This is a genomic window from Saccharicrinis carchari (assembly GCF_900182605.1).
Classification (GTDB): Bacteria; Bacteroidota; Bacteroidia; order Bacteroidales; family Marinilabiliaceae; genus Saccharicrinis; species Saccharicrinis carchari.
The window spans coordinates 308,753-324,036 of sequence record NZ_FXTB01000004.1 but is presented as its reverse complement, the minus strand read 5'-3'; the positions used below and the strand labels follow the sequence as shown (position 1 = coordinate 324,036).

Annotated in this window: 11 protein-coding genes, 5 tRNA genes and 1 pseudogene; 3 read left to right on the top strand and 14 right to left on the bottom strand. The window is 40.6% G+C overall.

Annotated features, from left to right (window positions below; all coding sequences use genetic code 11):
• Positions 1-12: 12 nt before the first annotated feature.
• The 7 genes from FN809_RS10070 to amrB form a co-directional block, all read right to left on the bottom strand.
• A complete protein-coding gene (locus tag FN809_RS10070; protein WP_142533387.1) occupies positions 13-831 on the bottom strand; it encodes a fimbrial biogenesis chaperone in 819 nt (272 codons plus the stop codon).
• Between the two features lie 23 nt (positions 832-854).
• Complete coding sequence (locus tag FN809_RS10065) at positions 855-3,749, bottom strand: carboxypeptidase-like regulatory domain-containing protein (protein WP_142533386.1); 2,895 nt, start codon at positions 3,747-3,749, stop codon at positions 855-857.
• A gap of 122 nt (positions 3,750-3,871) precedes the next feature.
• Positions 3,872-4,450 carry a hypothetical protein gene (locus FN809_RS10060; RefSeq protein ID WP_142533385.1) on the bottom strand — a complete coding sequence of 193 codons (579 nt, stop codon included), beginning with the start codon at positions 4,448-4,450 and terminating at the stop codon, positions 3,872-3,874.
• Positions 4,451-4,544: 94 nt separating this feature from the next.
• Positions 4,545-5,219, bottom strand: a complete 675-nt coding sequence (locus tag FN809_RS10055) for a hypothetical protein (protein ID WP_142533384.1) — start codon at positions 5,217-5,219, stop codon at positions 4,545-4,547.
• An 80-nt stretch (positions 5,220-5,299) separates the two neighbouring features.
• Positions 5,300-6,340 (bottom strand): AmmeMemoRadiSam system radical SAM enzyme, encoded by a 1,041-nt coding sequence (gene amrS / locus FN809_RS10050; RefSeq protein ID WP_142533383.1) that lies wholly within the window; start codon positions 6,338-6,340, stop codon positions 5,300-5,302.
• Positions 6,300-7,214, bottom strand: a complete 915-nt coding sequence (locus tag FN809_RS10045) for a metallophosphoesterase (protein ID WP_142533382.1) — start codon at positions 7,212-7,214, stop codon at positions 6,300-6,302. The genes amrS and FN809_RS10045 overlap by 41 nt, the downstream gene beginning before the upstream one ends.
• Positions 7,215-7,225: 11 nt before the next feature.
• Positions 7,226-8,629, bottom strand: a complete 1,404-nt coding sequence (gene amrB, locus FN809_RS10040) for an AmmeMemoRadiSam system protein B (RefSeq protein ID WP_142533381.1) — start codon at positions 8,627-8,629, stop codon at positions 7,226-7,228.
• Between the two features lie 201 nt (positions 8,630-8,830).
• Here amrB and FN809_RS10035 point away from each other — a divergent pair.
• From FN809_RS10035 to FN809_RS17885, 3 genes and pseudogenes are all read left to right on the top strand, one after another.
• Positions 8,831-8,903: transfer RNA gene (locus tag FN809_RS10035), tRNA-Lys, on the top strand.
• A 25-nt stretch (positions 8,904-8,928) separates the two neighbouring features.
• Positions 8,929-9,001 (top strand) — tRNA-Lys (locus FN809_RS10030).
• Between the two features lie 190 nt (positions 9,002-9,191).
• Positions 9,192-9,979: pseudogene (locus FN809_RS17885) on the top strand (ISAon1 family transposase).
• 194 nt (positions 9,980-10,173) lie between these two features.
• Here FN809_RS17885 and FN809_RS10020 read toward each other — a convergent pair.
• The 7 genes from FN809_RS10020 to FN809_RS09990 form a co-directional block, all read right to left on the bottom strand.
• Positions 10,174-10,248: transfer RNA gene (locus FN809_RS10020), tRNA-Pro, on the bottom strand.
• 29 nt (positions 10,249-10,277) lie between these two features.
• Positions 10,278-10,352 (bottom strand) — tRNA-Pro (locus FN809_RS10015).
• A 133-nt stretch (positions 10,353-10,485) separates the two neighbouring features.
• Positions 10,486-10,573: transfer RNA gene (locus FN809_RS10010), tRNA-Ser, on the bottom strand.
• A gap of 197 nt (positions 10,574-10,770) precedes the next feature.
• Complete coding sequence (gene floA, locus FN809_RS10005) at positions 10,771-11,760, bottom strand: flotillin-like protein FloA (protein ID WP_142533379.1); 990 nt, start codon at positions 11,758-11,760, stop codon at positions 10,771-10,773.
• A gap of 4 nt (positions 11,761-11,764) precedes the next feature.
• A complete protein-coding gene (locus tag FN809_RS10000) occupies positions 11,765-12,232 on the bottom strand; it encodes an NfeD family protein (protein ID WP_142533378.1) in 468 nt (155 codons plus the stop codon).
• Between the two features lie 6 nt (positions 12,233-12,238).
• Positions 12,239-12,514, bottom strand: coding sequence for an ATP-dependent Clp protease adaptor ClpS (locus FN809_RS09995; protein WP_142533377.1), 276 nt, complete (start codon positions 12,512-12,514; stop codon positions 12,239-12,241).
• A 76-nt stretch (positions 12,515-12,590) separates the two neighbouring features.
• Positions 12,591-15,104 (bottom strand): PD40 domain-containing protein, encoded by a 2,514-nt coding sequence (locus tag FN809_RS09990; protein ID WP_142533376.1) that lies wholly within the window; start codon positions 15,102-15,104, stop codon positions 12,591-12,593.
• Between the last annotated feature and the right edge of the window lie 180 nt (positions 15,105-15,284).

Genomic DNA, 15,284 nt, shown 5'->3' with positions numbered 1-15,284 from the left:
AAATTAGGATAATTACAGTAATTCCAGTTCCAGTTCTGCTCCGGCTAAATCAGAATCGCTGCCATAATCAATAACCCCCAATATACTGTATTTTCCTTTGGGCAGATCTTTAGGTAAATGGAGTTTTATTTCGCGTTGGCCACCCGGCAATATTGAAAAACCTCTTGCTTTAATTCTTTGTGACACGCCGGTAGAAATATTCACTATATCGAGATAGGGCGCACAATCTAATATGGTTTCGCCTACGTTGGCTACTTCCATACCCAGCATCTGAACCGAATCGCTCGCTTGTGATAGTCGATTAAAGCTCAGTACATTAGCCTCTTTGTGCTTTGCCGTTGGGGGTGTTTGAAAAATATGTATCAAAAATTGAAATGTTTGTACAATCTGCATTCCCGTTTCCTGTTCGGAGCCGCTACCCGATCCGGTTTTTTCTTTGGCCAGCTTAACTGCTGCAATAGCCCATCTAACATTATTGGCTTCGGGTGTGTTGGGAACCTGAAGCATTATTTTTACCTCCTGCGATGTGCCGGGCTCCAGCTCAAAAAAGGCAGGTGTGGCCGACAACCAATGCGAACAGCCCCGTTCGTTGCCCTCCTCTACAATTTGAGTTTTGCCCTGATTTCCCTCCGATGTAAAATTGTTAAAGGTAATCTGAAAACTCTCTGCTTTATTCCCGTTATTACTTACCCTGATTGTTTGTGTGCGAAAGGAGCCGGGTGCTTCCTTAAAATACAAACGCGACGGCGATACCGACACACTCTGGGCTAGTGTGGTACCCCATATGGCTGTAAACATTATTAGGGTAAGGCTCAAAAAAATATTTCTCATATCTGCTTTATTTTAATTGACTATTAATTCTCTTCGTTTCTTTTATCTTTTATGGGCGTAGATTGTAATATGGCATCTGAATTTTGTTTTGGGCCAAAATTAATTTGTCTTTTCCTTTCGCCCAAATTAAAGCTAACATTATAGTTTTGGCTCCTGCTTTTAACCGATAGGGGAATATTGTTTTTAGCAAATTGGAAGCGTGTACCCACGGCACCTTCGTTTATGGTAAGCACATAATCGCCATTGGGCAGGTACAAGCTGTAATTTCCATATTTATCTGTTAAGGCCGAATAGGTAGCGCCCGAGAGTTGGTTTACTGCAGTTACCCTAATGCCACCTAGCATTAAGGGTTTTTCATCGCTGTATTCGGCTCTTTCTACAAATATACTTCCGCTGCATCTGGCTCCCCGCGAAAGCGGGATGTAAACCGTTTTATTGCCATCGATCATTTCGTAGCGTACATCGCCACTAAACCAACCATCGGTAGTGGTGAGTGGTGAAGATTCTATTTTATAGTTACCTTTGGGCAAATGCCTGTAAATGGCCTCTCCATCCGAATTAGTGATTAGTTCATATATTTCGTTCTGCTGCATCATTAAATCATTCTCCGAAAAAGATTCATCTACCCTGGTCACTTTTATCAGCATATCGCCATAGGCCGGCTCATTCTGGTCTTTTATTCCATTTCCATTGAGATCCCTGAATACCACCATCATAGCTCTGTAGTTTTTATGGAGCCCGGCAGGCACATTCACGTTTATTTTTATACCAAAGCCATATTCAACTCGGCTAAAAACATCGGCAGGCACAATGTCGCCACTGCTTGCAACAGGCGATCCGTTGAAGCTTATTGGGGTCCGCTCGTACTCGGCGTTGGCATACATCAGGTAATTGGCATATAAACTAAACTCAAATTGCTTGTTTGTATAATAAAATAATTCGGGCCGCGATACCAACTGCTGTCTTCCCTTTACGGTGGTGTAATTATAGTTTAAGTTGAGATCCAAACGCATTTTATTGTTGGCAAACCAATAATCGTAATACATCATGGCAAATAAACGCTGTGGATTTTGGCGTGTAGCAAGGTACTGCGATTGCTCGCTTAAATAATACGGGCCGTAATAATAGCGTATGTTTGCATTTAGGTTATTATAACGCACCGACAACCTGGAATTAGCCACAAAAATAGGATCTGCCTCTGCAATGTCCGGAAACCCACTTTGACCTGCAAATAGCGTAGAAAAAAAGCTCATTTTACTGTTCACTCGGGTTCGGTATTCAAAATTTATCCCTGCCATATTTGTTTTTAAAAGGTTGGTTTCGAATATACTGTACTCCGGTTGTATGGCATAACTTTGCTTGTCATTGGAAAATAAGAGTTGCAGGAAATATTTGTTACGTCTGCTAAAAATAGAATCTTGCATAATGCCATCACTTTGTAAATATTCTGCCTGACTTTTGTATCCGGAAAAAGCTCCTCTGAGGCGTAACCCTTTTTTTAAGGGGTAAGATAGCGAACCCGTAACAGCCGATACGCCTCGGCGTAATAAATAAGAGGGGGTGTTATACTGGCCACTAAGGTTTATCTGGAATTTTTTAAAATAGCCGTTATACCTGGCTTCCATCTTGTACCCTGTGAGTACTGTATCATTAAAAGTGGCGTATTTTTGTGTGCTGTAACCGGTTCCAAAGTTAAGCCTATGCTTATTGCTCAACCTGTAACTTACATCGGCAGAAGTGGCATTAGATGCGATATTTGCGATTATATTTTCGCTGGATTCGGCGTAAACATCTCCCCTTAATTTTTCACCTGTGTATTGATAAAAACCCCCAAAGCCTTTTATCGTGGGATTATCAAACACGGATGGATTGCCGATATACATTGCTCCCAATCTGTGATTTTTATAATTGTAAGAACCTTTAACGCCTTCGCCAATTAAATTACTTCCCCCTCTGCCGGCACTTATATCGCCAAGCTCCACATTAAATGGTTGGCTAAAATAGCCCAGGTAAAAATAATTGCCCAGCAACGAGTTCCAGTTAATTTTATTATCGATAAAACTGGCCTGATAATAATAGTTGAATGTTTGATGGTCACTTAGCCGCTTGGTGCCATACATGCCAAGTGCCCCATAGGTGTTATCATCCAGTATATTATAACTATCCCACTCAATGGTAAGCGGAAACGAACCAAAAGCTGAGGCTTCGACTTTTCTTGAATCGGGTAGTTGCACAAAGTTAACGTGGCCAGTCCATCTTCCTTTTGAGCCCTGCCTCCGTTGTTCATTGGATACCGTAATCTTTATTCTATAATTTGTTATATCCCCGGTATACCTATCCGTGGGCTTTACAGGCTCACTGCTTTGTAGAATATCAAAAGTAAGGGTAGAATCCTGCTGTACTTTCAACTCAATGCGCTGTTGGATATTTTGAACCCATTCATCTTCTGCATTTTTTAACAGGATGCCTGTTTCAGCCTGCACATTGACCATCAGCACTTCCTCCGAATTACCGCTATTGTTAAGTTGAAGCGAAAATTCGGATAGGTCAGATTGTTGCACAAAATAAACCTTGGTGGCAGATATGCTGGCCGTCCAGTTGGATTGCCTTTTTATAGCTATATTCCAAACGGCATTGGCTACTGTAAAACCGTTTACATTTAAAAACGCATTGGCCATATAGGCCATATCGCCTTGCATTAGGCTACTTGGCCTTAAGCGCACTGGTACAAAAATGGAATCTTTGGCTCCTATACTAATTTGCTTTTGGGCATTGCCCAGCACCTGCCAGCCTGCCGGGGGATTAATGGAAAGGGATACGTTTTGTTGCTTTTCTGTGCCGTTTTTTATGCGGAGCACATTGGTGGCAAAGTCGTTCACTGTTGATTCGGAGTCCGCGTTGAGAAACGACATGGACATACCTCCTGACATTTGCGAATAAGCTATGCTGTTTACTCCCCCAAATATTAGGAAGAGTAATATAAGTAACAATAATTTATTCGCACTTTTCATTAGGAATATAAGTCATAAAAGATTTACTACTATAAATCCTGTACTAATACATAATCTATCCTTAAGGTATAAAGCCCTGCCCTGTTGCCTAAGCCGGGTGTTATTTTCATATCCACATTAAAGCGATAACACTGCGGGTTTGTAATAAAACTCCCCGGGGTATTGGTTCCTGCGTCCGGGCAATTAATGGCTATATCGGGCGCGATAGCACTACCAATGATATAGGTTGGGCTTAAAATATCCTGCAAGGTAAAAAAACCCGGTATCTGGGCAGTTTGGGCTACATTCCTAAAGCGTAACTCCACCATGTCGGTAGTAGGAACTGTGCCATTGGACGAGTAAAACGTAGTAACATCCCACTCACCCGGTACAGCGGTTGTAGCACCTACATATAAATCCCATTGCGTGCCCACCGCTTCAATATTTAACTCGCATACATTCATTTGTGTGATGCCCACCAGATATTTTTGAACGGTATTAAAATCGAAAAGTAAATTGGGAGAAGCTTTAGCTGAAAAGCTTAGCGATTGGGCCGTATTTTTAGCCGGATATAGCAGTATTAAAAATAATAATAGAAGTATGCGTTGCAGGGGTAAACTTTTCTTCATAAAGTATTTTTCAAAGCAAAATATCCTGGGCTAAACAAAGAAAAGAAGGTGAGCACCTTCTTTTCTTCATCAAATATATAAAACTAATTGTTTTTTATAAGTCTTCAACCAAAGAATATACTACTTCGAGGTAATAATAACCTGCCTGGGCATAATCCGGACCTGTCATTGCAACCGTTGAGTTAGGAAAAGTGGCAGGAATACCCGGTACCATTCTCATGTCGAGCCTAAAACTGTTTGTAGTTGGATTGGCCGCGGCTGTGCCTGGTGCATACGAATCATTGGTGCCTGTGGTGCCTACCGCACCCGCCAAAAATTGTGTGGTCGCCGTAGGTGTTCCACCTGTTACACCTGAGTTTAATAATCCTTTTAACGAAGTAAAAGCAGTAAACCCTTCGGCGGAATAAGTGCTGTTGTCAATGGATGATCTCAACTCTAGTACCTCGGCAGGTAAAGCAGCGTTACCATTAGTTGAGTAAGCTTCTACCTGAGTCCAGGTGTTGGTGTTTGCATAAACAAATAAATCCCAGGCAAGGGTGGCATCCACCTCTAATTGCGTGGCGTTAAAACGAGTAATGCCTTGCTGGTACTCCTGAATGGTTTTAAAGCTAAAATCCACCTGCGGGTTGGTAGTCATGGTAAGGTTTAAAATGCCTCTTAGATCCATGGTAACATAGTTGTACTCTTCGTCTGACAATTGAGCCTGAGCGGTTTGGGAAGCGCCAAAGAATATCACCGACAGCATTCCAACAATTAACAATCTTTTCATAATCCTTAATTTAATTAAAATGAAAGTTCTAAAGCAGAATTTACGAGAATGGATAAAAATAGTTACAATAAATAATTTAACTATTGCCAAATACCTTTTGCTTTGAACCCACATTTCGTACATTTACCGTCATCCATGCCCTGTATAATCGTTTGATAGCCCATTCGTTCCACCAATAGCGCACCACAATTATAGCATACAGTTTGAGTATAGTGGTTATCTGCCACATTTCCTAAATAAACATATTTTATGCCTATGTTTTTCGCTATTTGGTAAGCTTCTTTTAAAACCACCATGGATGTTGGCTCCAAATTGTGGAGTTTGTACGTTGGATAAAACTTACTGAAATGCAGTGGTACCTGTGCAAAGCCATTGTCCACTAGCCATCTGCACATTTTTTCTATCCTGTCTAATCCGTCGCTATAACCCGGTACAAGTAAATTGGTTATCTCTAACCATATGTTTTCTTCCAGCAACACTTGCAGGGAATCCAGCACATGGTTCAATCGTGCTCCCGACATGCGTTGGTACACATCATCATCAAAGCACTTTAAGTCGATGTTGGCCGCATCGATAAAAGCAGAAAGCTGACGCAAAGGCTTTTTATGGATATATCCTGCCGATACAAAAATATTTTTTAAGCCTTTTGCTTTGGCTATTTCGGCAGTATCCATCATATACTCGTAATAAACCACCGGATCGGTATAGGTATAGGCAATGGATTGGCAGTTTTGCGAGCTAGCCAATTTAACTACTTGCTCAGGGGAAACGTATTGGTAATCGCCCATTATAAATTTGGCCTGCGATATAGTATGATTCTGACAGTTGAGACAATGGAGGTTGCAGCCCACCGTAGAAACTGAGAAGGTTGTACTGTTGGGTAAAAAATGATATAAAGGTTTTTTTTCTACCGGATCTACATGGGTGGCACATGCATAGCCATAGCTTAATGCAACAAGCTGGCCATTTTTATTGGCGCGGACACGACATATACCCACTTCGTCCTCATGTAAAAAACAATTATGAGGACACAAAATACAACGTATACCTGAGTCATTCGATACCCAATGTTGCGCTATTTTATAGGCAGGCAAGCTGTCTTTGCTGGAATTTATAGTCATAATCTTTTGCTTTTCGGTAACCTTCTATCACTACTTCACCGTTTGTATCGAGGTTAACGATGGCGTAGCTGTTGTTGGTCTTTCCGCTTCCTTCCACCAAAGCTCTGAGGGTATAATACAAAATCCCATTTATAACCCTGGCTCCACCATCATGTTTATGACCTTGAAATACGGCGGCAACAGTACCAGAATCCTCTAATACTTTACGCACATAGGCAGCATTGTTCACGTATAAATCCCCCTCACCGTCCAACAGTTGATGCACAAATATAATTGTAGGCTTATCGCTTTGTGCCAATACTTTTTTTAACCAAGCAAGTTGTTCGGGCGGTATGTTTGTATCTGTCCAGTGAAAGTTGTCGTGGTCGTAATCTGATCCATCCGACTTAAAACAAGCGTCTAATACTATAAACCTAAATCCCGATTGGTCAAAATAATAATAAGTTGCTCCACTTTTTATCCCGGTGTTGTCCACATTTGATGTAAATTGTTTTTTTGAAAGCGAGTCTAAATCATGATTGCCTAATACATGATACCTTGGGCCATTAAATTTTATAAATTCTGCTTCTACTGTTTTAAGATACGATAGGGTTTCACTTTCTACGGGAGGTTCGGTCTGATCTTTAAAGTCTCCGGTTTCAATCACAAAATCCACTTTTTCTTCATTAAATAAATCAATAGCCTCTTTCAGTTTGTTCACACTTTCGGTAAAGTAACGTCCCCATTTAACGGGAGCTTGGGCATAATGAATGTCGGTTACCCAACCAAACGTCAGCTTTCTGCTTGTTCTTGCCCACATTGGTAAAAACGATACGCCTGCAATGATTAACGCCCCGTTTTTTATAAAACCTCGTCTGTTTATCTTAACACCCATTGCGCAATATTTTAGTTTGAAAATACAATTGCTTCAAAAACATATAAATCTGCCTTGCGCCAGCCATCCCAACCTATATGTGCTTTGTCACGAGCCAGATGGCCTAGCAATTCTATGAGGTTCCAGCCTGTTTTAGTGGCTACTTGCGGAAGGAAAGTTCCTTTTTTGCCATCTTTCTCTAAGTGTACCCCATGCTTACCCAACTGAATATCTTCGATACTGTAAATTTTACGCATGGGGGTGAGGATTGATATCTCTACACGCATGTTTTTAATTTCCCGTGCTGACACAGGAGGGAACCTTTCATCGTTGAATGCGGAAGCCGTGGCCAGCGATTCAACTAAAGCCGGTAGGCCTTTTTCAGAGGAGAACTGACCTACGCACCCCCGTAGCTTTCCCTCAACATAAATAGATACAAAGGCACCTCTGAACTGGTCCAGGTCGTCCATATTTTTAAGTGTGGGTTTTTCTTTATTAAATCCAAGCTGTCTTTGAATGGCGTTTTTTGCTGTTTTTAATAATGCTTTTTTATTCTTATGGCTTACAAAACCCCATTTTCTTTCTATATCTTCAATCAATATGGACTGATACCCTACAACCCTTTCCTTTTGCCTATGCATGGATTCAGAGGAATTCATATATTTGATTCGCCGGTACCTGTATTGGCTTTTACCTTCAGTTAGGTATAGCAGGGTTAATACAGAACTCCACCCACAAAGAGAGGTGAGCATATTGGGTATGGTGCTGTTATTATTTTTATTGAGATGATCTATTAGTCTTTTGCTATCGTTTTGGCATATCGCGTTTACGGTTTGTGCATCTATTATCCTGGCTGCCTCATCCGTAGGATAATGTGATAAGTCAGTACTAAATATAAATAAGTTTTCACCGTTAAAATATGGGCGTAACGCTTCGGCAACAGTTTTGCAAGTACCATAATTTTTAGCGCCTATAATAATGGGTACTATCTGGTTTAAATGTTTAATTCGGTACTGTAAAAAAGGTAATTGTACTTCAATACTATGCTCTTCGGAATGCGCCTCCCGGTTAAAAACAAAACATTTGCTGCTGTCAATTAAATCATTGGCCAATTGTAGGTTCACAGGAGCTACACCCAAGGGAGTTTTGTAATGTCCTTTATTGTACACCGAGGCTCCATTGAATGCTACATGATGACTTGATCCAATGATGAATATGTTTTTATATTCGGCCTCTCTATTAATTTGTGTATAGGCGCTTGCTGCAACAACTCCTGAATAAGAATATCCGGCATGTGGAACAACCAAAGCAGCTATATTATCTGAAGGGTTGCCTTCTGCTTTGTCGTAGCAATATTTCAATTGTGCAATCAATTCGTCCGAATAGGAACTGTAAAACGTGCCTGCCACCACAGGTTCTCTTTGGATGCTTAGCATGATACGATGTTTTTATTAAAGTTACACATTTTTTTTATTTGCCGCTTTAATATATACAACTTATTCAAAATAAAACAGTTGTTGTAAAATGCACATTTGTTATTTAAAATTATCTTCAAAAAAAATTAAATATATTTGGAGTTTATGAAAAAACCTGTACTTTTGCAACCGCAATAACGAAATGATGTTAGCGCAATCAATGATTCAGTAGCTCAGCTGGTAGAGCACATCCCTTTTAAGGATGGGGTCCTGGGTTCGAACCCCAGCTGAATCACTTTTTACAGAATTTATTACATATTGATTCAGTAGCTCAGCTGGTAGAGCACATCCCTTTTAAGGATGGGGTCCTGGGTTCGAACCCCAGCTGAATCACACATAAAAGGGAAATCGTTATACGGTTGTCCCTTTTTTTGTTTTAGAAATTTACTTTTTCGAGATTGTTTCTTACGAAAAAAGTTCAAGCGGCAAAGACATCTACGATCAGAAGCTGGTTCTTTGGCTGGAGGAAAAGAATATTATCCCTGAAGAATACTAGAACTACCCATATAAAGCCTGAGGTTATATGGAGGCCCCTTTAATCAACGACTACCCCATACGTAACTTAAAGGCAAGGCGTCGGCGTTGGGAGGTAAACATAGCTGGTAAAAAGAAGAAAGTAAACAGGGATTGGTCAATAATAGCACAGGGTAGGCGCATGGTAAAGGAGGTAACGCTCGACATGGCCAGCAGCATGAACCTGATTGTAAAGAAATGTTTTCCTAAAGCCACCCGGGTTATAGATCGTTTTCATGTTCAAAGGTTAGCCTGTGATGTAGTGCAGGAGCTTCGAATTAAACACAGGTGGGAAGCCATTGATCAGGACAATGCGCAATGTAAGCAGGCTAAAAAAGAAGGAAAAGAACACACACCTCTGGTCTTGGAAAATGGTGACACCCTGAAGCAGCTGTTGGTCAGAAGCAGATGCCTCCTGTTCAAGCCCAGCCATAAATGGACAGAATCGCAAAAAATAAGAGCAAATCTGCTGTTCAATATATATCCGGATATAGAGAGCGCCTACGACCTATCGCACCATTTATACCTTATTTACAGCCGCAACATAGAGCCACCTGTTGCTATGACACACCTGGCACTATGGTTCAATCAAATTGAAATAACTGACCTGCCCTCGTTTCCGGTACTCAAAAAACTTTTGAAACATATTATCAGAACATCATTAACTTCTTTGAAAACCGAAGCACCGATGCTGCAGCAGAATCCTTCAATTCAAAAATTAAAGACTTCAGAAGACAATTTAGGGGCGTTTCTGATGTGAAATTCTTCCTGTTTAGATTAACAAAAATATTTGCATAAAAAGAATAACCATAATTAAACCAGGTTTTACTCCTGAACTTGTATTATGGCTAAAGAGTGAAGGAGTTTAAATAATGAAGACGGGGGTTGGGGGTAGATATGCTCAGTGTGTTCAGACGAAATGGGTATTTCTGCCTTTGCTAAGATTGAGAAAAGTAACATGGATTTTATGCTATTGTACATCTTTGAAGTTGTCGGGGTGGAGAGATTCGAACTCCCGACCCCCTGGTCCCAAACCAGGTGCGCTAACCGGACTGCGCTACACCCCGAAACTGTGTTTGTATCAAAAAAAACTAAGTCGGGGTGGAGAGATTCGAACTCCCGACCCCCTGGTCCCAAACCAGGTGCGCTAACCGGACTGCGCTACACCCCGAAAGTGTTTCTTTAATTTTAAATTTTATCTTACTCTTTACTTTTAGCTTATCGTCCTTTGACCCTCCCGCCATTAAGCGGGATGCGCTAACCGGACTGCGCTACACCTCGAAAGTACTTTGTTTAATATAAAGCGGAGAGAGGGGGATTCGAACCCCCGGTACAGTTAACCCGTACGCCAGTTTAGCAAACTGGTGGTTTCAGCCACTCACCCACCTCTCCAATATTTGTAGCTGTCAAATTGCATGACATTTTATACTCGCAATGCCCGTATGGCAATTGCGAGTGCAAATGTAGGAAATTGTTTTAATGTGGCAAGCAAAAGCATGAAAAATTTAAGTCTTTCATGGAGCCTTTTATGCAGGCAATTTGTAAGCCACTGTATCACAAAATAAAGGGGCGACATGCGCCCCTAATAATTATTTATTTTTATCTGGTTTATCCTGCGGTGATTTTGAAATTGAATCCCGCATCGAAGTGTCAGCTTCTACATTTTTAATTTTTAGATAGTCCATCACGCCCAGATTGCCATTTCTAAAAGCATCGGCCATAGCCAAGGGTACCTCAGCTTCGGCCTCAATTACTTTCGCTCTTGCCTCTTGTGCTTTCGCCTTCATTTCCTGCTCTAAAGCAACAGCCATAGCTCTTCTTTCTTCGGCTTTTGCCTGGGCAATATTTTTATCGGCTTCGGCCTGATCCATCTGTAACACGGCTCCAATATTTTTGCCAATATCAATATCTGCTATGTCTATCGAAAGAATTTCAAAAGCTGTACCGGCATCCAGACCTTTTCCTAACACTCTTTTGGATATGGAGTCGGGATTTTCGAGCACTGCTTTATGTGACATGGAAGAACCTATTGAGGAAACAATCCCTTCACCTACACGAGCCAGAACCGTTTCTTCCCCGGCTCCACCTACCAGTTGCTTTATGTTGGCTCTAACAGTAACTCTGGCTTTAGCGATAAGCTGAATACCATCCTTGGCTACGGCTGCAACGGGGGGGGTATCTATAACCTTTGGGTTTACCGACATTTGAACTGCCTGAAAAACATCGCGCCCGGCAAGGTCGATGGCTGTGGCCATTTGAAATGAGAGGTCGATGTTTGCTTTTGCGGCGGAAACCAAGGCGTGAACCACACTGGCAATATGTCCTCCAGCCAAAAAGTGAGCCTCCAAATCGTCGCGCTTAACATCCTTTAGTCCGGCTTTATGGGCTTCTATCAGAGCACGTACGATTAAAGCTGGTGGCACTTTACGTACCCGCATTAAAATAAGCTGTACCAGCGAAATTCGCACACCTGAAACCAAGGCCGAAAACCAAAGCAGTATGGGAACATAATAAAGAAATAAAAAGAACAGTACAATAATGACTGCTAACAGACCAAAAAATCCGAAGCCTTCCTCCATGATATTAAATTTTAGGTTTAACGATTATATATGTTTTAAAAACTTTTTGTACTTCGAGCGGGGTGTCTTCATCTATAAACTGTCCCGGACAACGCGCTTCTACTATAATATTGTTTATGATGGCTTTGCCAACCGGATTTAAACGACTGATAGCTATGCCTTCATCACCCACTTTGATGTCATTGTCTTCTTTTACCTCCACCTTACTATCGACGGAAGAATTAAGCATCAATTTGTTCCAGGTTCCGGAGCGCAAGGACCATACAATTACCAAAACCGAAAGACTTACTGTGGCAATTAAAACAGCATTCCCTCCTGCTTGTCCAAATTGGCTGTAGGCCATAAAAATACCTACCCCTATAAACAAAGCACCACCCAAACCGGCAAAGGTAACTCCGGGTAACACGAAAAGTTCCAGTATCAGGAGAAACAGTCCCAGTAAAATAAGCAGCACAATTACAATGGTGTACATATTAAATCAATCTATTGAAACAACAAGGTTTTTATCTGTCAATTGGTTTTGGAGAGGTGCAAGTTCGTCTAATTCCCCTATCTTAATTTGGCATTTACCTGTAAAGTGCGTCAAAATTGCACATTGTTCGGCTTGTATGCCGTCGTGGTCACAAATCTCGCACAAACAGTCGATAACATATTCAAATGAATTTATGTTGTCGTTGTGTAAAACCAATATTTTGTTGCAGCCGTTATTTTTGTTTAAACGACCGCTTTCCCATTCTTTTCCGGACGCTACCATTTATTAAATTTTTATGTGGCAAAATAGCTTTTTTTTATTAAACTACTGCTGTAAATATCAATATAATCCTTAAATATTATTTGTGTGGGATAGGGCTTAGCTTACTATCCTTAAAATAAACCACAAATGCACCTGCAAATCCTGCTTCTATAATTTTAGGTATTCTTTCTTGGGCTTCTTCGTAGGTTTTATAGCTTCCGGCAAAATATTTGGTAAGTCCGTTTCCTTCCAATTGAAGGGTGCTCACTTCAGGTAACTTAGCCAATGCCTCCTGATCGGGCGCGTTTCTAAAAACACCAATCTGAATTTTGAAAACTTCCTCTTTGGCCTCAGGCTTTGTCTGCTTTGTTGCATTATTCGTTTTGTGAGTTGCTGCCTGCGCTTCTTTTTTTAATGTGGACATACTTGTTGATTGTTCCCCTCCGGTTTTATCATTTAGTGTTTTGTGGGTTGTATTTTCGCCCTTTGTTGTCCATGTATCTATGTTAGCATATATTCGCAAAGCTTTTTCTTGCTTTTCTATTCCTGCTCTCTTTAGGGTACCCGCTCTTTCGTACGCCTCTATACTTAACCCAACGGTTTCGCTTAGTACATTTTTCGCCTCCCTAAAGTAAGCGTTACCTTGTTGCGAGAGTTTCAAAATCTCTTTGCTGCTGGATTCGGTTAAATTTCGGGAGGCATCTTTTAGTTTCAAATAATAAACAGGAAACTTTTTATCCAATGATTTATGATATAGCCTGGTCGACAGGATTTTGAGTTCTTTAGATTCTTTTATCATTTTTGAAACTACTCCTTCCTCTTGTCCGGCGTCATTTAAGCTATCTGCCCTTTTAATTAAATCTCCTAGCTTAACGCGCTCTGTTTCGTTAGTATTGGCCGCTTCTTCCATTAATCTGGCTGCCTCCAGATTTAAAATGTTGGCCCATACATAAAGCGAGTCGGCATGGCGTAAGGTGGCTCTATCGTTTGTCGAAAATAATGTATTATACATATCTTCTTGCTGCGAATAGTGCGATATAAATTCGTCTGAACTATGGAAAACATATTTTTCCGGAATGAAAATTCCGTCAAAACTTACAACTTTATCCTTATTAATACCGGCGTTGTGTAAAGGGCGGTAGTTGCCCTGGCTTAGCCTTTCTTTAATTTCGTTAAGCTCTATTTGACGTGCATACAAAAACTTTTCCTGAACATCATCCTCAAGTTTATAAACCCTGTCTTCAAGACCTATAATTTCATTCACTACCTTATTTTTCTCCAATTCGTTGTTGAGCTGGGCATACCGGCTTCTTTTCTGCTTCATCAACAAGCTTAAACTATCTTTTTGTTGTTCTTTTTGATACCCTTCCTTAAACAATGCAAGTGCTTTGGTACTCATAAAATGTTCCAACGCAGTATATGTTATCGTATCATTTATTTGAAAACGCAGAGATCCGTTATTATCGCTACTTTGTTTCTGCCCGTTTTTATCCCCTGTTTTTTTTCGACTCTCAGAAATGCTTTCAGCATCCTGCACCAGAAGTCGTGCAGATTCGGTGACCTGATTAAGGTCATCGGCCATGTTGCGTACCTGGCTGCCATCCCACCGCACAGTGTAAACCATAAGCGTATCTTCTGTTGTTTCGCGATTTGAGGCAAACCAGGCAACTTGATTGAAATCATCGGAAACAAACAGAAAATCATCATCGGGCGAGTTAAAAGGTACGCCCAGATTTATCGGCTCCAAAAATTCCTGGCTGGCGTTGTCAAAGTACGCTTTGTAAATATCATAGCCGCCAAAACCACCCGGCCTATCCGATGAAAAATAAAAGGTAAGTCCATCGGTAGCCATAAAAGGATAAGCATCGTTGTAAGCTGAGTTTACCGGTGCCTCCATCATTTTACTCTCACCCCAACCATCCAGTAATTTTTCGATTTTAAAAATGTTTAACGAATTGTTGACACCTGATGCCATGGTAAAATAAACCACGTCTCCTCTTTCGGTTTCAAACATTATATGATCTGGATTTACCCCGGACTCAAAAAAATCACCGTTTTGGTATAGCTTACCCACATCTTTGGCCGGATGATATTTTTCCAATAGTTTGTTTTTCTCAACCTCCGTTTTATCCAGAACCGTAAGTTCATAAATCTTTGAAGCCATTTTACGGCTGTTATGGCATTGTTCTAAAAATAGCTTGGTATCTTCTATTTTTTCATCATTGGCGGGAGCATTTTTTAAAAAGGTGTTAAAGTTAGCTATGGCCTCATCAAAGCGAAAGGACAGTTGATGTGCCCTGCCCAAATAATAATACACATTGCGACTTACTCTTTTTATCCTGGCATAATTAAGCTTTTTAACCGCCTCCGCAAGATCATCTCTGTTTTGAAGCAGACAAATACCCATATAAAAATTGTATGCAGCATCTTTTGGGTATTTTTTTAAGAGATGCGTATATACCAATTGTGCACTTTTAAAATCGCCCGCTTCAATATATTTTAAACCCTTTTGGGGTGTTGCCTCTATTTGTTGCTGTGCCCATGCGCTAGTCCACCCCATTGAGGCAAGCCATAACATCAAATAAAACAAAGTGTGTAAATATCTAACCATATCAGCAATTAAAAAACATCCGTTTAAACTGCGCCAAAATTATAAATTAAAATTAACTATTTTTTTTAAAATCTTTAAAACAAAGCCAAAAACCATATATTTAATCACGCTTACACACATTGTTAAAAAATCTTTTGAACCAAGCCCTGAACAAATAGTTTTTTAGGCATATATTTGTAA